This window comes from Micromonospora saelicesensis, assembly GCF_900091575.1.
Lineage (GTDB): Bacteria > Actinomycetota > Actinomycetes > Mycobacteriales > Micromonosporaceae > Micromonospora > Micromonospora saelicesensis.
In genome coordinates, this window is the sequence record NZ_FMCR01000006.1 from 160,568 (window position 1) to 177,588 (window position 17,021).

Genomic DNA, 17,021 nt, shown 5'->3' on the forward strand with positions numbered 1-17,021 from the left:
ACCACCGCGTCTGGGCACGTCCGGCCCCCGGTGAAGATGGGGCGGTGCGAGCCTACTGGGACGATGCGTCCCGGGATGTTCCTGGCGAACGGTAAGCGGGCGGTCCGACAGTCGTCAGGCCGTCGGGCGGCTACGCCTCAGGCTCCGGCTGCCGCCCCCGGCTGGTTCAGCTCGATGTCGTCCACAGTGACGTTGACCTGGGTGACCGTCAGGCCGTACTTCTCCACCGCCTCGATCACCGCGGCCCGCACCGCCTCGGTCACGTCGGCCACGACGTGCCCGGCGTCGATCACCAGGACCACGTTGATGACGGCCGAGCTGCCCTTCACGTCGGCCGACACGCCCCGCCGAGCGTCGCCCACCTCGTCCAGGCCGACCTTGTCCAGCACGCTGTTGAAGAACCGGGAGACATCACCGCCGAGATCGGCGACACCGGGGACGGCACGAGCGGCCGCACCGGCGATCTTCTCCACGACCTCGTCGGAAACCGACGTGACACCCCGGGCCGCGCCCGTCGCGGGCTGCACTGCGCCAGCGTTCTCCACCGCGTCCGTCATGATCACATCTCCCCTGGTCCCGGTGCAATGTGGACCGACCGGCTCGTCAGCCCGCTCCGCGAAAGCCCCGCTTGCGGCCACGCGCGGCGAGCCTACTAAAACCAGAGCTGCCTTCGCTTGCGGGCGTGCGGCGCGCACGAGCGACGGCGTCGGTCCGCACCGGACAGTGCCGATCGGGTTCCTCCGGGTGGACGTGCCGGTCGGCGGTTCGCCGGGTCAGCGCGCGAGCTGGGCGAGCAACTCGTCCGCCGCCGTGTACGGGTCGGTCGCGCCCTCGGCAACCTTGGTGGCGAGCGTGGCCAGCTCCGTACCGTCGCGCAGTGAGCCGATCCGGGCGCGGAGGATGCCGAGCGCGATCGCCTCGATCTCGGCGGCGGCCCGCGCCTCCTGGCGGCGGCGCAGCTCGCCGTGCTCGACCAGCCAGCCCCGGTGCTTGTCGATGGCGGCGGCGATCTCGTCGATGCCCTCGCCCCGCGCGGCGACCGAACGGACCACCTGGGGCCGCCACTGCCCCGGCCCGCGCTCACCGAGCGCGATCATGCCCTGGATGTCGCGGACGGTGGCGTCGACGCCGTCCCGGTCCGCCTTGTTGACCACGAACACGTCGGCGATCTCCAGGATGCCGGCCTTGACCGCCTGGATCGCGTCGCCCATCCCGGGTGCGAGCAGCACCAGCGTCGTGTCGGCGAGCGAGGCGACCTCCACCTCGGCCTGCCCGACGCCGACAGTCTCGACCAGCACCACGTCGCAGCCGGCGCCCTCCAGCACCCGGACCGCCTGCGGCGTGGCCGCGGCCAGCCCGCCGAGGTGCCCCCGGCTGGACATCGACCGGATGTAGACGCCCGGGTCGGTGGCGTGGTCCTGCATCCGCACCCGGTCACCGAGGATCGCTCCGCCGGTGAACGGGCTGGACGGGTCGACCGCCAGCACGCCCACCCGGTGCCCGCGCGCCCGCAGCGCGCGGACCAGCTCGTTCGTGGTGGTCGACTTGCCCACCCCGGGTGACCCGGTCAGCCCGACCACCTGGGCCTGCCCGGCGTACGGCGCCAGCGCCGCGGCGATCTCCGGCAACAGCGCGTCACCGTTCTCCACCAACGTGATCAGGCGAGCCACCGCGCGGGGGTCGCCCGCGCGGGACCGCTCGACCAGCAGCGGTACGTCCCGGCTGCGGCGCACCGACGTGGTGCCCGCTGCCGGAACGTGCTCAGCCTCGCTCACTGCGTCATCCCTGTTCGCGACTGCGGGGCTCGCAGGACCCGCTCACTCCTCGCGCTCACTGGCTGGTCTCGGCCTTGCCCGGCACGTGGATGATCAGCGCGTCGCCCTGGCCACCGCCGCCACACAGCGCGGCCGCGCCGGTGCCACCGCCGCGCCGCTTCAGCTCCAGGGCGAGGGTGAGTACGAGACGCGCGCCGGACATGCCGATCGGGTGCCCCAGCGCGATCGCGCCGCCGTTGACGTTGACCTTGTCCGGGCTGATCCCGAGGTCCCGGGTGGACTGGACACCGACCTGCGCGAACGCCTCGTTGATCTCGATGAGGTCCAGGTCCGCAACGCTCAGGCCGCCCTTCTTCAGGGCGTGGTTGATGGCGTTGGACGGCTGCGAGTGCAGGGAGTTGTCCGGGCCCGCCACGTTGCCGTGCGCGCCGATCTCGGCCAGCCAGGTCAGCCCCAGCTCCTTCGCCTTGGCCTTGCTCATCACGAGCACGGCGGCGGCGCCGTCGGAGATCGGCGACGAGCTGCCGGCGGTGATGGTGCCGTCCTTGGCGAAGGCGGGGCGCAGCTTGGCCAGCGACTCGACCGTGGTGTCCGGGCGGATGCCCTCGTCCTCGGTGATCACCAGCGGGTCACCCTTGCGCTGCGGGATGACCACCGGGGCGATCTCGTCGGCGAAGTGGCCGTTCTTCTGCGCTGCGGCGGCCCGCTGGTGGCTGGCGGCGGCGAAGGCGTCCTGCTCCGCGCGGGAGATGCCGTGCCTGGCACCGAGCCGCTCGGTCGACTCGCCCATCGAGCAGCAGTCCCAGGCGTCGCTGAGGCCGTCGTGTGCCATGTGGTCCTTGACCACCACGTCGCCGTACTTGTAGCCGGTGCGCTGGCCCATCAGCAGGTGCGGGGCGTTGGTCATGGACTCCATGCCGCCGGCCACCACGATGTCGAACTCGCCGGCCCGGATCAGCTGGTCGGCCAGGGCGATCGCGTCCAGGCCGGAGAGGCAGACCTTGTTGATGGTCAGCGCCGGCACGGACATCGGCACGCCGGCCTCGACCGCCGCCTGCCGAGCCGGGATCTGACCGGTGCCGGCCTGCAACACCTGCCCCATGATCACGTACTGGACCTGGTCCGGGCTGACGCCGGCACGCTCCAGCGCCGCCTTGATGGCGATCCCGCCGAGCTTCGTGGCCGGGAGGTCCTTGAGGTTGCCCAGCAGCCGGCCCATCGGGGTCCGCGCGCCGCTGACGATCACCGAAGCCATGCCTGCCTCCGAAGGGGTGCCGAGCTGTACGCCTTAACGATTGTTCGGCCAGACTAGCGCCATGGCAGAGAACTCCCCCGTCGAGCCCGGTGCGGACTACGTCACAGACATCGGGCTTCGCAAGATTGACCACGTCGGGATCGCCGTGGCCGACCTGGACGCCGCGATCGACTTCTACCAGCGGACGTTCGGGATGCGCTGCGTACACGTGGAGACCAACACCGAGCAGGGCGTACGGGAAGCGATGCTGGCCGTCGGGCCGACCACCGAGGGTGGCTGCGTGCAGCTACTGGCCCCGCTCACCCCGGAGTCGACGATCGCGAAGTTCCTGGACCGCAACGGGCCGGGCGTGCAGCAGGTCGCGTACACCGTGGTGGACATCGACGTGGCCTGCGCGGCGCTACGTGAGCGCGGCATGCGCCTGCTCTACGACGCTCCGAGGCGTGGCACCGCGGACAGCCGGATCAACTTCGTCCACCCCAAGGACGCCGGTGGTGTCCTCGTCGAACTGGTCCAACCCGCCCCCACCCCCCACTGACCCCCCGACCCCACCCCACCCCTCGTTGATCAAGAGGTTTGCGTCATCCTGCGCCGCACAGATGACCGAAAGCTCTTGATCAACAGGGGTGGTGGCCGGTTGGAGGCCCGGTGCGCGCACGTCAGTGCGCGGTTGGCGGGGCGGTTGGACACCTTCACGCATCGGCGGATGCAGTTTTTCACAGAGGACTTCCCGGCCTAGCTACCGTTCAGTAACGTCCGGCCCCACAGGAGCGCGACCGGTGCCGGATGTGTCGAATGCCGACATGGCGGTCGTGCCCACCGGCGCCGACGATGGCAGCACCCGGGCCCGTGCGGGTGCGGATGAACCGGAGGTCACCGTGCAGGACATCCTCGAAGCGATCATGGCGGCGGAGGAATCGAACGACCCGGACCGCGAACTCGCCGGCCTCGCCGGACTGCCCGTACCGGAGAGCTACCGAGGCGTGGTGGTCCGCGCCGAGGAGGCCCGGATGTTCGACGGCATGGCCAGCCGGGACAAGGACCCGCGCAAGGCGCTGCACGTGCAGGAGGTGCCGACGCCGGAGTTGGCGCCGGGCGAGGCGCTGGTCGCGGTGATGGCCAGCGCGATCAACTACAACACGGTGTGGACCAGCATCTTCGAGCCGGTTTCCACCTTCAAGTTCCTGGAGCGCTACGGTCGGGTCTCCGAGCTGACCCGCCGGCACGACCTGCCGTACCACGTGGTCGGCTCGGACGCGGCGGGCGTGGTGCTGCGCGTCGGCGCCGGGGTGACCCGCTGGGCGCCCGGCGACGAGGTGGTCGCGCACTGCCTCTCCGTCGAGCTGGAGGACGCGGCCGGGCACGACGACACCATGCTCGACCCGCAACAGCGGATCTGGGGCTTCGAGACCAACTTCGGCGGGCTGGCCGAGCTGGCGGTGGTCAAGGCCAACCAGCTGATGCCCAAGCCGCGGCACCTGAGCTGGGAGGAGGCGGCCAGTCCCGGGCTGGTCAACTCCACCGCGTACCGGCAGCTCGTCTCGCACCACGGCGCGAACATGAAGCAGGGCGACGTCGTGCTGATCTGGGGCGCGTCCGGCGGCCTCGGCGGGTACGCCACCCAGATGGCGCTCAACGGCGGCGCGATTCCGGTCTGCGTGGTGTCCTCGCCGGAGAAGGCCGAGCTGTGCCGCAAGATGGGCGCCGAGCTGGTCATCGACCGGGCCGCGGAGGGTTTCCGCTTCTGGAAGGACGAGGAGACCCAGGACCCGGACGAGTGGCGGCGCTTCGGCGAACGGATTCGCGAGCTGACCGGCGGCGAGGACCCGGACATCGTGTTCGAGCACCCGGGTCGGGAAACGTTCGGCGCCAGCGTCTACGTGGCCCGGCGCGGTGGGACCATCGTCACCTGCGCCTCCACCAGCGGCTTCCTGCACCAGTACGACAACCGCTACCTGTGGATGCACCTCAAGCGGATCGTGGGCAGCCACTTCGCCAACTACCACGAGGCCTGGCAGGCCAATCGCCTGGTCGCGCTCGGCAAGGTGCACCCGACGGTGTCCCGCACCTACCCGCTGGAGCAGACCGGCCAGGCCGCGTACGAGGTGCACCGCAACGCCCACCAGGGCAAGGTCGGCGTGCGCTGCCTCGCACCGACCGACGGGCTGGGCGTACGTGACGGGGAGTTGCGGGCCCGGCACGAGGACGCGATCAACCGGTTCCGGGGTCACTGAGCGGCGCCGCCGGCCCAGGGTCACTGACCGGCGCCGCCGGCCCAGGGTCACTGACCGGCGCCGCCGGCCCGGGGTCACTGACCGGCGCCGCCGGCCCGGGGTCACTGACCGGCGCCGCCGGCCCGGGGTCACTGACCGGCGCCGCCGGCCCTCGGAGGCACCGACCGGCGTCCGGAGCGCCGAGGCGGGTCCCGGCCGGACGGTGGAACGCCGGATGACCATTGCGCTGATCGCTCATTGTTCTTCCGCCCCCATTAGCGGATAAGCCACCCGGATCGAACAAAGGGCCTCGGGGTAACCCCGGGGCCCTTTTCCGCGTCACGCTGCGTGGCGTCCGACCCGCCGGGACCTGCCAAGATCGCCGATTGGTCCAACCTGGCCGATCGCGGGAGTTGACCATGTAAAGAGGGCACGAAAGCTTCGCACCGCTCTTGCGAAGCACCCTGGGGCGTCTGCCAGTATGTCCCAATGCCCCAGCAGCAGTCCTCCCCTCTCGCGTTCTTCGATAACGCGAACTCGCAGCCAGATTTCACCGTTGGCCTGCGCGGATACAACACTCATCAGGTCGACGACTTCCTCGGCCGGATGACCGCCGCGCTGACCCAGTCCGAGCAGGCCCGTGCCGAGGCCGAGCAGCGGATGAACGACGCCCAGCGTCGGCTCCGCCAGGCCGAGCAGCGCATGAGTGCGCTGGAGCAGAAGCTCACCGACACGAACAAGCAGCTCGAAGAGAACAGCCGACCCACCCTCTCCGGGCTCGGCACGCGCGTTGAGCAGATCCTCCGGCTCGCCGAGGAGCAGGCCAACGACCACCGCAACGAGGCCAAGCGCGAGTCGGAGGGCATCCTCTCCGCCGCCCGCCTCGAGGCTCGCGAGATCACCGACAAGGCCCGCGCCGAGGCCGCCGCCATGAAGGCGAGCGCCGAGCGCGAGGCGGGCAACCTGCGTACGGCCGCCGAGCGCGAGGCCGCCGAGGTCCGGGTGCAGGCTCGCCGCGAGGCCGACACGCTGCGCGCCGACGCCGACCGGGAGACCAAGCAGCTGCGTACGGTCACCGCGCACGAGGTGGCCGAGCTGAAGTCGACTGTCGAGCGCGAGGTCGCCACCCTGCGGGCCACCGCCGAGCGGGAGATCACCCAGCAGCGGGCGAAGGCCGCCCGCGAGGCTGAGGAGAAGCGCGCCGAGGCGACCAAGCTGCTCACCGATGCGCGCGACAAGCGCGACAAGGACCTGCAGGCCCTGGAGCTCCAGCTGGCCGAGCGGCGGGAGAAGGCCGAGCGCGAGGAGTCCGAGCGGCACGCCGCCCAGGTCGCGCAGACCCAGAAGATGGTCAGCGAGGCCGAGCAGCGTGCCCGGGCCGCGCAGGAGCGGGCCAAGGAGATCGAGCAGCGCGCCGAGGCGCGGCGGGTCGAGTCGGAGCGCAACGCCGCCGAGACTGTCGACAAGGCCAAGGCCCACTCGGAGAAGACCCTCAACGAGGCGAAGGCCGAGTCGCAGCGCCTGCTCACCGAGGCCCGCACCGAGGCGGAGCTGACCACGCAGGCCGCCCGCCGCGAGGTCGAGGACCTCACCCGGCAGAAGGACGCTGTCACGTCGCAGCTGGGTCAGATGCTCTCCGGCCTCGCCGGCATCGTTCCGGGAATGCCGGCGCAGGCCGCTCCGGCTGCCAAGCCGGAAGCAGCAAAGAAGACCGATGGCGGTCAGGAGCGGGTTCCCGCGGAGACCGCCGGCTGACGCGAGGCGTCAGGTCGGGGCATCGACGGCGCGAGGTGACACCGGGTAACCGGTGCCACCTCGCGCCGTATGCGTTTCCTAACCCCTGGTATTCGCTGACCGCAACGGAGTGAAGTAGCTCCCACAAGGCCCGTCCGTATCGCCCCAGCAGGGCCCGTTGCGTGTGAGGATGGGGGCATGTCGCACGGCGAGGAACTGTTCGCTCTCGGCGGGGACGTGACGACGGAGCCCAGCTTCGAGTCCGCTCTGCGGGGGTACGAGAAGAAACAGGTCGACCGTTATGTCGCACGTGCTGAGCACGAGATCGCGACCCTCGCCTCCGAACGGGAACAGGCGTACACACAGATCCACAAGCTCGCCGGCCAGGTCGAGGTTCTCCAGCGCGACCTGACCCAGGTGCGCAAGCAGATGAACGTGGTCGACCGGGCGTCGTTCCGGCACCTTGGCCCACGGGTCGAGTCGATCCTCACTCTCGCCGAGGAGCAGGCCGAGCAGATCCTCGCCGACGCGAACGGGGAGATCGAGGCCCGTCGCGCCGCGGCCGAGCACATCATCGAGGAGGCCCGCGAGCAGGCCGCGCGGGCTCTGAAGGACTTCGAGATCGCCCTCGCCGCCAGACGCGCGGAGGAGGAGCGGCACAGCGCCGCCCAGCGGGCCGAGGCGGACGCGGCCCTGCGGTCGGCCAAGGACGAGTCGGCGCAGTTGCGCAAGGCCGCGCAGGACGCGCTGGCGAAGGCCCAGCAGGAGGCCACCCAGCTGCGGGATTCCGCCAAGGAGATCCACACCCGGGCCCAGCAGGAGGCCACCAAGCTGCGCGAGACGGCCCGCGAGACGCTGGCCAACGCCCGGCAGGAGGCCAGCGATCTGCGCGATGCCGCCAAGGAGGTGCACGCCAAGGCGCTCCAGGAGGCCAAGCGGCTCACCGACACCGCGACCGAGGCCGGGCGGGCCACCCACGCCAAGGCGCAGCAGGAGGCCAAGCAGATCATCGACGACGCGTCGATGGCGGGTCGGGCCACCCGCGCCAAGGCGCAGCAGGAGGCCGAGCGGCTGACGACGCAGGCCTCCGAGGCGGCGAAGCGCAGCCGCGCCGAGACCGAGGCGTACGTGCAGCGGATGCGCACCGAGACCGAGGCGTACGTGCAGCACACTCGGGCGCAGACCCAGCAGGAGCTGGGCGCGTGGCGGGCCGGGGTGGAGCAGGAGGTCAACTCCCGTCGGGAGGCGGCCGACCGGGAGTTGGCGCAGCGACGGTCCGCGGCCGAGCAGGAGTTCGCCAAGCGCCGCGACGAGCTGGACAAGCAGCACGCGGCGCGCCAGCAGGAGGTGGAGGCCGGGCTCGCCAGCCGTCAGCAGGAGCTGGAGAACGGGTTCACCACCCGTCGGGACGAGCTGGAAACCGAATACTCCGCCCGGAAGAACGAGCTGGAGACCGAGTACACGGCTCGCAAGAACGAGATCGAGCAGGGCGCGGCCGGCGTCCGTCAGGCGGCCGAGCAGGACGCGGCGGCGCTGCGTCAGCGGTCCGAGGCGGAGGCCGCCGAGCTGCTGAGCCGGGCCGAGGCCGAGGCCAGCGACAAGCGCCGCAAGGCCGACGAGCATGTCGCGGCGTCCCGGCGGCAGTTCGAGGAGTACGCGGCCACCACGCAGCAGCACCTGGCCACCACTCAGCAGCACCTGGCGGCGACCCAGCAGGAGTCGGCGGCGGGCCGTCAGCAGTTGGCCCAGGTGATGTTGGAGATCGCCCAGGCCCAGCAGCAGTTGGCGGATCTACGGCAGGAGACCTGGAAGGCCCGGCAGGAGTCCGACGAGTTCCAGCGTCAGATGTCCGAGCTGCGGTTGCAGAGTGTCGCCGGTCCGATCGACGGCCCGACCGCGCCGGCCGGAGACAGCGCGAGCGGAGGCGTCGCCGGTGGTGGGGACGACGGCGTGAGCGTTGCCGCCGGCGCGGCCTCCGGGTCGGGTACGGGCACCGGGCTGAAGACGGAGCCCGCCGACACCAGGCAGCCGGTGAACGCCGGCGCGGAGGAGTCCGCGCAGTCCACGACCCGGCCGGTGGCCGAGCCGGTGACCACCGTGGATGGTGGGACGGCGAGCGCCGGTGTGGACGGGGAGCCGACAGTGGCCGCCGTTCCGGGCGAGGGCGGTCGGGGCGCCAAGCCCACCAAGATCACTAGCACCGGTGAGAACGGCAAGCGACCGACAAAGCCGACCACCGACGAGCGCAGCGCCAAGCCCAGCAAGGTCACCATCGACAAGGAGTGACGGGCACCCGCCCGCCGAAGCTTCGAAATCTTGGACACTTTCCGTCAGCAATTGACGGGAAGTGTCCAAGATTCATTTTGGCGTCGGGTGGCGCAGGGGCGGGGTGGGGGTCCAGCCGGCTGCGATGAGGGCGCGGCGGACGGTGTCGGCGACCTCGTCCGGGCGGGCGCGGACCAGCCAGGCCGGGAAGCGCAGAATCCGGTCGCCGCTGGTCCAGACGTCGTTCTGCCGACGCATGTCGGCCGCCCACTGCTTGGCGTCCATGTGGTGTGCGCCGTCGATCTCCACCTGCACCCGCCACTCCCGCCAGTACGCGTCCAGCCAGCGGTTCCGGCCGGCCGCGTCGACCCGGTGTTCCTGCAGGTCCGGGCCGGGCAGCCGGTGCCGGCGGCACAGCCGCAGGAAGTCGATCTCGGAGAGCGCCTGTGCGCCGCCCGCGACGTCGCTGACGGTCTGCCCGATCAGCCGCCGACGGGGGGCCCGAGGGAGGACGTCGAGCACCGCCTGCAACTCCTCGGGCAGCACCCGGCGTTGCTGGCAACCGGCGGCCAGCACCGACTGCGCCTCGTCCACTCCGGCCGCCCAGCCCGCCGCGTCCACCAGGGCCCGCGCCGTCGTGGTGCGCGGTGGGCGGGCACGTTGGAGATGGGCCTCGGGGAGGACCGTCGTACGGTGGACCAGGACGGCGGGCATGTCGATCGGAAGTCGACGCAGGGTGGCCCGCGCGGCACGGCGGGCTGCCGGCACCAGCACGTGCAGCGGCTCCCGTCGCAGTCCCCGTACGCCGGCTTCGGCGGCGGCGGACACCCCGGCCAGCACCGCCCCCGGCCCGGCCGCGAGCACCGCCACCCAGAGTTGTTGGTCGCGGGTGAGTGGGCCGTTGCCCGCCAGCAGGATTCCGCGGCAGATCGACCGCCACCGACCGGAGCGAATCCGCCCCCGCACCCGCCCCTCGCTGAGCAACCTGGCGATCTGCGCGGTCGTCAGCACGCCCGCCTGCTCGAAGGCGAGCCAGTCGAGTGCGTCGGCGTCATCGGCGGGCAGCATCCGGACAGCCTTCGCCGTTGCGCGCCGCCCCACCACCAGATCTTGGACAGTTTCCGTTAGGCGGTAACGGAAACTGTCCAAGATCTGCGCGGATTCGGCGGCGTCCGGGGTGGGGTCCTCGTCGAACTCCGCCTTGATCAGCAGCCGGGCCTCCGCGCAGGGCCACGGCCGGCCGTCGGCCCGGCAGCACCACACGGGTTGCAGCGGGGTGTGCGCGCCGCAGGGTCGGGCAAACAGGGGTACGGCCCGAGTGGCGGATTGATGGTCGAGCAGATCGGCCGATGGTCGTCTCGATGCCACCACCGGACTGCCGTCGGCGAGCCGCCGCTCCACGACCGCCACCGCCGGAGACCCTTCCGGACCGTTCAATCCGGCCCGAGGCGCCGACGGTGGTTGGGTGGGGCACATGGCGCATCAGATTGACGGTCTCGTGGTCGATGGCGACCATGAGGTGGCTACGCTGCTGGCGCGCTGGGCGATGATCAGAAACGGTGCGTTGTCCAGCCGCCAGTCGATCGAGCTGATGAAGGAAGTTGTGACCTCATGGACCTGACCGGCGCGCTCTGGCGCACCTCCACTCGCAGCGGCAACAGTGAGTGTGTCGAGGTGGCGGACAATCTGCCCGAGGTCGTGGGGGTGCGGGACAGCAAGGAGCCGGCCGGGCCGGTGCTGGTGTTCGCGCCCGCCGCGTGGCGGGCGTTCGTGGCCGTCGCCCGTCGTCCGACGGCCTGAGCCGGGAGGTTCCTGGTGCCGCAGCACGACCCGTCCGGCGACGAGCCGGACGTGACCCCCGGTCCCCAGTCAGCGGAAACGCCACCACCGGCGGAAACCCCACAGCCGGCGGAGACGCCACCGCCAGCGGAGACGCCACCGCCGGTGCCGGTCCCCGCTCCGGGGGTCGACCCGGACGAGCCGCCGGCGGTCCCGTCCGGAAAGTTCGGCACACCGGGGCGGCCACTGCGCCGCAGCAGCTTCCTGCTCGGCTTCACCGGTGCGCTGGGCGTGCTGCTGGCGTACACCCTCTATCTGGGGATTCGCAATGCCGGCGGCATCCTCGTGCTGGTGGTGATCGCGCTCTTCCTCGCGGTCGGCCTCAACCCGGCGGTGGTCCGACTGGGCCGCTGGGGTGTGCCGCACGGCCTGGCGGTGGCGGCGGTGGCCCTCACGGTGGTGCTGCTGCTCTGCGGCGGCATCGTGGCGCTGGTCCCGCCGATCGTCACCCAGTCGGGGCAGTTCATCGACCAGATCCCGAGCCTGCTCGACGAGTTGCGCCGCAACCCGACGGTCAATGACCTGGTGGAGCGGTACGACGTGGTGGAGCGGGTGCAGGGCGCGGCCAACGCGGAGACGGTCGGGCGGGCGCTCGGCGGGGTGCTGGGCGGCGCACAACTGATCTTCGGCACAGTGTTCCGGACGCTGACCGTGCTGGTGCTGACCATCTACTTCCTGGCCTACTTCGACAAGCTGCGCTCGCTGGGCTACTCGTTGGTGCCCCGGTCGCGGCGGCAGCGGGTGCAGCTGATCGGCGACGAGATCCTGGCCAAGGTTGGCGCCTACATGGTCGGCGCGCTGAGCATCGCGGTGCTGGCCGGCGCGACCACCTTCGTCTTCGCGCTGATCGTCGACCTGCCGTACCCGTTCGCGCTGGCCGTGGTGGTCGCGGTGACCGACCTGATCCCGCAGATCGGCGCCACCCTGGGCGCGGTGATCGTGAGTCTGGTCGGCTTCGCCGCCGACCTGCCCACCGGCATCGCCTGCGCGGTCTTCTTCCTCATCTACCAGCAGGTGGAGAACTACCTCATCTACCCGAAGGTGATGCGGCGTTCGGTGGAGGTCAACGAGGTGGCCGCCCTGCTGGCCGCGCTGCTCGGAGTGGCGCTGCTGGGCGTGGTGGGCGCGCTGATCGCCATCCCCACGGTGGCCGCGCTGCAACTGATCCTGCGCGAGGTGGTGCTGCCCCGCCAGGAGCGCCGCTGAGCGTCAGCCCGCCGCACCGGCGGCCAGGCCGGGGACGAGCGGGTCAGTCCGCCTTGGTGGCGGCCGGGCCGGGGACGGGCGTGTCGGCGAAGGCGGCCACCGTCCGGTCGGCGTACGCGCTGACGTCGCCGGCCTCCATCGGGCCGTCCCAGGTTGTCGGCAGCGGCACCTCGACGGCCGGGTTGACCCGCCGGACGATCTCGTCGAGCACCGTCTCCGCGTCACCCACCCACAGGTGCTTGGCACCCGGCACCCCGACCACCTCGGCCTGTGGCACGGCGGCGAACCGCTCCCGCGCCTCGGTGGGGCGCAGATAGTCGTCGAACTCCGGCACCAGCGCCACCAGCGGCCGACCCGAGTTGGCCCAGGTGGCCAGGTCCTCGGGGGCGGAGAAGCGCAGCGGCGGGGAGAGCAGGATCGCCCCGGCGATCGCCGGGTCGCAGCCGTACTTCAGCGCCAGGTCGGTGCCGAACGACCAGCCGACGAGCCAGATGTTGGGCAGCTCGGCGAACTCCGCGTACTCGATGGCGGCGGCCACGTCGTACCGCTCGCCCACCGCGCCGTCGAAGGCTCCCTCGCTGGTGCCGCGCACGCTGCTGGTGCCCCGGGTGTTGAACCGCAGCACCGCCAGGTCGGCCAGCGCGGGCAGCCGCCAGGCCGCCTTGCGGAACACGTGGCTGTCCATCATTCCGCCATGGGTCGGTAGCGGGTGCAGGCAGACCAGGGTGGCCACCGGCGGCCGGTCGGCCGGCAGGGCCAGCTCACCGACCAGCCGCAGACCGTCGGCGGTGTGCAGCTCGATGTCCTCCCGGCGGCCGGGCAGGATCGACGACGCGCGGATCGCTGTGCTCACCGCCCAAGTCTGTCGCGAAGTCGCCGCCGCCGCCCGCCCAGGCACGAACAGGGTGACCCAGGTCGCTCAGCCGCGGCGCGCAGCGCCCCGGGCGGGTCGCTCAGTAGCGCGGGGCGCTCCGGCCACGCTGCACCGCCGGGCCGCGCCGGTCCCGGGCCCGCCAGCAGCCGCTGTGCCAGTGCCGCCGGTCGGTCAGGTCACCCAGCCCGTCCGCCGGCCAGGCCACCAGGTGCGCCACCCCGGGCCGGATCTCCTGATTACAGCCGGGGCAGCGGTACGTCTTGACCGACGCGCCCGCGCCGATGCCGCGTACCTGCCAGGCGCCGTCGGTCCACTGCTGCACCGAGGCGACGCCCTGCCGGACCCGGTCGGCGTCCAGGTTGGCGTTCTCGTCCCGGCGAGGGCGATTGCGACGGGGGCTCACAGTCACCAAGCGTACGTCCGGCGGGTGCGGCCGCCCGGGGCGGTCACCAGGTCGCGGGCCGGTCCAGGTGCTGGGCGACCTGCACCCCACCCAGCACGGTTGCCGCGTCCTCCGCGGTGAAACCCTCGTTCGGCCGGCCCCAACCGGCGGTGACTTGGGCATTCGGTACGTCGAGCAGCTCCATCTTCTCGCCCAGTGGGTAGACGTAAACCGGCCGACCGCCCGCCGTCGCGTTGGCTTCCTGGCGGTCACCGACGATGCTGTGCGGGTACTGGAGCCGCACCTCCATCGAGCGATCCCCTCGCCCGTTGACGATCAGCGAGACGTCCAGCGCGGTCGGGAGGTCGGCCACGGTGACCTCGCATCCGGCACTCCACGCCCCCGCCGGCAACGCGGTGAGCCGCATCGGGGCGGTGCATCGGTGCGCCTCATCGAGTCGGAGAGCGCTCCTGGCTGCCTGCAGCGCCGCGTCGGTGGGCGCCTCCGTGCGCAGGCGGGCGAAGAGGCCGGGCAGCGGCTGCCACCGCAATTCCCAGATCGGATCTTTGCCTTCCACGTCCAGGGACAACCGAATCAACTGACCGTCGTAGGGCCGGTCCGCCGGTGCCGGGACATACCTGGCCCCCTCCAGGTGAACCTCCTCGGCCACGGCTGCGCTGCGGGCGAGGTAGAAACTGACCGGCGCGGAGCCACCCAGATCCAGCTGGGCGCTCTCCAGGCCGGCCGCCGATCGCCAGCTCAGGTAGCGAGCGTGGGCCGGGTCGAAGCCGAAGTGCAGCAGACCGGGGTCCTTTCCGACCAGATCAGGTCGGGCGAGTGCGCCAGGCACCCCGGGGGCCACCGCCGGCGTGTCCGCCTGGGCTGCCGGTTTCGCCCCCGTCCAGGGCACCTCCACGGGCAGCCCACCGCCGCCCGCCACCCCGAGGCCGAGCACCGCCGCCACGCCGAGCGCCGTCCCGCCCACCGCGGCCCGTCGCCGCGTCCGCCGGGCCCGGCCCCGGGTAACCGCCCCGCTGGTCAGCTGGCCGATGTCCACCTGACCCTCGGCGCGCTCCCGCAGGGTTGAGATGATCCGCTGGTCGAGGTCTGTCACGGTCGGCTCCCGTTGGCGGCCGGGGCACCGCAGCGCTCCCGGAGGTTGGCGAGCGCCCGCATCGCGTGGGTGCGGACGGTGACCGGCGAGCAGTCCAGGATCTGCGCGATGGACGCGTCGTCCAGGTCTTCGTAGTAGCGCAGCACCAGGACCGCCCGCTGGCGGTCGGGCAGGCCGAGGATCAGCCGCCACATCTCGTCCCGGTCGGCCGCTTCGCCGCCGAGGTCACCACGGTGCGGCCGGTCCACGAACGTGTCGATGGACAGCTCGCGGTTCGACCGGCGGCGCCACCAGGAGTTGTTGGCGTTGACAAGCATCCGGCGCACGTACACGTCAGGCCGGTCCGCCCGGGAGATCTTGCGCCAGTGCACGTACGCCCGGGACAGCACCTCCTGGGTGAGGTCCTCGGCCCGGTGCTCGTCACCGGTCAGCAGCCGGGCCAGCCGAACGAGGGCCGGGCCGCGGCTGCCGACGTACTCCTCGAAGGTCACACCATGCAGACGCGGCCGGAGCCGCCCAGCGTTGACCCGGTCAGCGGTGCGAGTGGTCGCGGAAGCCGCGGCGGGTCTTGCGGCCCAGGTAGCCGGCGGTGACCAGGTGCTCCAGCAGCGGCGCGGGCGCGAAGCCCGGCTCGCGCAGTTCCAGGTACAGCTCGCGTTGGATGGCCAGGGAGACGTCCAGCCCGACCACGTCGAGCAGTTCGAACGGGCCCATCGGGTAGCCGCAGCCCAGCTTCATGGCGTGGTCGATGTCGTCGGCCGTCGAGTAGCTGGCCTCCAACATCTTCACCGCGTCGTTCAGGTACGGGAAGAGCAGCGCGTTGACGATGAAGCCGGACCGGTCGCCGCAGACCACGCCGGTCTTGCCGAGCGCGGCGCAGACGGCGCGGGCGGTCGCGGTGGCCTCCGGGGAGGTGCGGATGGTGCGGACGACCTCGACCAGCGGCATGACCGGCGCCGGGTTGAAGAAGTGCAGCCCCACCACGTCGGCCGGCCGCTGGGTGGCCATCGCCACGTCGATCACCGGCAGCGACGAGGTGGTGGTGGCCAGCACCACGCCCGGCTTGCAGATCTCGTCGAGGCTGGCGAAGAGGGCCTTCTTGACGCTCAGCTCCTCGACGACCGCCTCGACCACCAGGTCGACGTCGGCGAGGTGGTCGAGCGTGGCGGACCAGCTGATCCGGCCCAGGGCGGCGTCCCGGTCGGCCTCGGCGAGCTTGCCGCGCACCACGCCCTTGTTCAGCGAGGTCTTCACCGCCTCGCAGACCTTCGCTGACTTCTCCATGCCGCGGGTCACCGAGACGACCTCGTAGCCGGCCTTCGCGAAGACCTCGATGATCCCGGTGGCCATCGTTCCGGAGCCGACCACGCCGACCTTCGCGATGGCGCGCGCACCGTCGGCGAGCGCGCCGTCCGTGGCCAGCGGCGTCGCCTCATCCGGTACGACCACCGGGGAGCCGGGCCGCTCGTAGGTGTAGAAGCCCCGGCCCGACTTCCGGCCGAGCAGCCCTGCCGTCACCATCTGCTTGAGCAGCGGCACCGGGGCGTGGCGGCGGTCCCGCCCGCCGCGCCGGTACATGGTGTCCAGGATCTCGTACGCGGTGTCCAGGCCGATCAGGTCCATCAACGCCAGCGGGCCCATCGGCAGGCCGCAGCCGAGCTTCATGGCGGCGTCGATGTCCTCCCGTGTCGCGTAGTGCGACTCGAACATGCCGACCGCGTGGTTGAGGTAGCCGAAGAGCAGCGCGTTGGCGATGAAGCCGGCCCGGTCGTTGATGGTGACGTCGACCTTGCCGAGCCGGGCGCAGAGCGCCTCCACGTCGGCGACCACCTCGGGTGCGGTGACGACAGTGCGGACCACCTCGACCAGCTTCATCACCGGGGCCGGGTTGAAGAAGTGGATGCCGATCACCTGGTTGGGCCGGCTGGTGGCGACGGAGATCTCGGTGACGCTCAACGACGAGGTGTTGGTGGCGAGGATCGTCTCCGGTCGGCAGACCCGGTCCAGCTCCGCGAAGATCCGCTGCTTGAGGTCCAGGTGCTCGGGCACCGCCTCGATGACCAGGTCGACGGAGTGCAGCGCGTCCAGCCCGACCGCGAAGTGCACCCGCTCGTTGAGGGCGTCGCGGTCCGCCTCGGCGAGCTTGCCCTTGGCGACCGCCCGGTCGGTGGAGCCCTTCAGGGTGGCCCGGCCACGCTCCAGCGCCGGCGCGGAGATTTCCACTGCCACCACGTCGATGCCGTTGCGGGCGAAGACCTCGACGATGCCGGCACCCATGGTGCCCAGCCCCACCACACCCACGGTGCTGAACTCGCGCGCCACGACCGGCCTCCCCAGAGACTCCGCACGGCCACTGAACGGCCG

At 71.7% G+C, this 17,021-nt stretch carries 16 protein-coding genes; 7 read left to right on the forward strand and 9 right to left on the reverse strand.

Going from position 1 to position 17,021, the window contains the following annotated elements; translation table 11 throughout:
• Positions 1-137: 137 nt before the first annotated feature.
• The 3 genes from GA0070561_RS24740 to GA0070561_RS24750 form a co-directional block, all read right to left on the reverse strand.
• A complete protein-coding gene (locus tag GA0070561_RS24740; protein WP_091405803.1) occupies positions 138-557 on the reverse strand; it encodes an Asp23/Gls24 family envelope stress response protein in 420 nt (139 codons plus the stop codon).
• Positions 558-773: 216 nt separating this feature from the next.
• Positions 774-1,775, reverse strand: a complete 1,002-nt coding sequence (gene meaB / locus GA0070561_RS24745) for a methylmalonyl Co-A mutase-associated GTPase MeaB (RefSeq protein ID WP_091405808.1) — start codon at positions 1,773-1,775, stop codon at positions 774-776.
• Between the two features lie 55 nt (positions 1,776-1,830).
• Entirely contained in the window at positions 1,831-3,030 is a 1,200-nt protein-coding gene (locus GA0070561_RS24750) for an acetyl-CoA C-acetyltransferase (protein WP_091405811.1), read from the reverse strand.
• A gap of 61 nt (positions 3,031-3,091) precedes the next feature.
• Between GA0070561_RS24750 and mce the strand changes: the two genes are divergently transcribed.
• The 4 genes from mce to GA0070561_RS24770 all read left to right on the forward strand — a co-directional run bounded on the left by mce (position 3,092) and on the right by GA0070561_RS24770 (position 9,263).
• Positions 3,092-3,568, forward strand: a complete 477-nt coding sequence (gene mce / locus GA0070561_RS24755) for a methylmalonyl-CoA epimerase (protein ID WP_091405814.1) — start codon at positions 3,092-3,094, stop codon at positions 3,566-3,568.
• Positions 3,569-3,908: 340 nt separating this feature from the next.
• Positions 3,909-5,264 (forward strand): crotonyl-CoA carboxylase/reductase, encoded by a 1,356-nt coding sequence (gene ccrA, locus GA0070561_RS24760; RefSeq protein ID WP_091406466.1) that lies wholly within the window; start codon positions 3,909-3,911, stop codon positions 5,262-5,264.
• A gap of 468 nt (positions 5,265-5,732) precedes the next feature.
• Positions 5,733-6,998, forward strand: a complete 1,266-nt coding sequence (locus GA0070561_RS24765; RefSeq protein ID WP_091405818.1) for a DivIVA domain-containing protein — start codon at positions 5,733-5,735, stop codon at positions 6,996-6,998.
• Positions 6,999-7,175: 177 nt separating this feature from the next.
• A complete protein-coding gene (locus GA0070561_RS24770) occupies positions 7,176-9,263 on the forward strand; it encodes a coiled-coil domain-containing protein (RefSeq protein ID WP_091405821.1) in 2,088 nt (695 codons plus the stop codon).
• Between the two features lie 72 nt (positions 9,264-9,335).
• Here GA0070561_RS24770 and GA0070561_RS24775 read toward each other — a convergent pair whose 3' ends face one another.
• Complete coding sequence (locus tag GA0070561_RS24775) at positions 9,336-10,652, reverse strand: endonuclease domain-containing protein (protein ID WP_244166443.1); 1,317 nt, start codon at positions 10,650-10,652, stop codon at positions 9,336-9,338.
• A 64-nt stretch (positions 10,653-10,716) separates the two neighbouring features.
• Here GA0070561_RS24775 and GA0070561_RS24780 point away from each other — a divergent pair, with 64 nt between their 5' ends.
• From GA0070561_RS24780 to GA0070561_RS24790, 3 genes are read left to right on the forward strand one after another with little or no spacing between them, the layout of a single operon-like run.
• Positions 10,717-10,863 (forward strand): hypothetical protein, encoded by a 147-nt coding sequence (locus GA0070561_RS24780; protein WP_181541454.1) that lies wholly within the window; start codon positions 10,717-10,719, stop codon positions 10,861-10,863.
• Complete coding sequence (locus tag GA0070561_RS24785; protein ID WP_091405826.1) at positions 10,854-11,042, forward strand: DUF397 domain-containing protein; 189 nt, start codon at positions 10,854-10,856, stop codon at positions 11,040-11,042. The genes GA0070561_RS24780 and GA0070561_RS24785 overlap by 10 nt, the downstream gene beginning before the upstream one ends.
• 15 nt (positions 11,043-11,057) lie before the next feature.
• Positions 11,058-12,287 (forward strand): AI-2E family transporter, encoded by a 1,230-nt coding sequence (locus GA0070561_RS24790; protein ID WP_373861935.1) that lies wholly within the window; start codon positions 11,058-11,060, stop codon positions 12,285-12,287.
• Positions 12,288-12,330: 43 nt separating this feature from the next.
• Here GA0070561_RS24790 and GA0070561_RS24795 read toward each other — a convergent pair whose 3' ends face one another.
• The 5 genes from GA0070561_RS24795 to GA0070561_RS24815 all read right to left on the reverse strand — a co-directional run bounded on the left by GA0070561_RS24795 (position 12,331) and on the right by GA0070561_RS24815 (position 16,979).
• Positions 12,331-13,140 (reverse strand): alpha/beta hydrolase, encoded by an 810-nt coding sequence (locus GA0070561_RS24795; protein ID WP_091405830.1) that lies wholly within the window; start codon positions 13,138-13,140, stop codon positions 12,331-12,333.
• Between the two features lie 100 nt (positions 13,141-13,240).
• The gene (locus GA0070561_RS24800) at positions 13,241-13,564 is read right to left on the reverse strand and encodes a hypothetical protein (protein WP_181539310.1); all 324 of its coding nucleotides are present in this window, start codon (positions 13,562-13,564) and stop codon (positions 13,241-13,243) included.
• 43 nt (positions 13,565-13,607) lie between these two features.
• Positions 13,608-14,657 carry a hypothetical protein gene (locus GA0070561_RS24805; RefSeq protein ID WP_091405835.1) on the reverse strand — a complete coding sequence of 350 codons (1,050 nt, stop codon included), beginning with the start codon at positions 14,655-14,657 and terminating at the stop codon, positions 13,608-13,610.
• Positions 14,654-15,148 carry a SigE family RNA polymerase sigma factor gene (locus GA0070561_RS24810; protein WP_091405838.1) on the reverse strand — a complete coding sequence of 165 codons (495 nt, stop codon included), beginning with the start codon at positions 15,146-15,148 and terminating at the stop codon, positions 14,654-14,656. The genes GA0070561_RS24805 and GA0070561_RS24810 overlap by 4 nt, the downstream gene beginning before the upstream one ends.
• A 40-nt stretch (positions 15,149-15,188) precedes the next feature.
• Complete coding sequence (locus GA0070561_RS24815) at positions 15,189-16,979, reverse strand: 3-hydroxyacyl-CoA dehydrogenase family protein (protein ID WP_091405841.1); 1,791 nt, start codon at positions 16,977-16,979, stop codon at positions 15,189-15,191.
• Positions 16,980-17,021 lie beyond the last annotated feature (42 nt).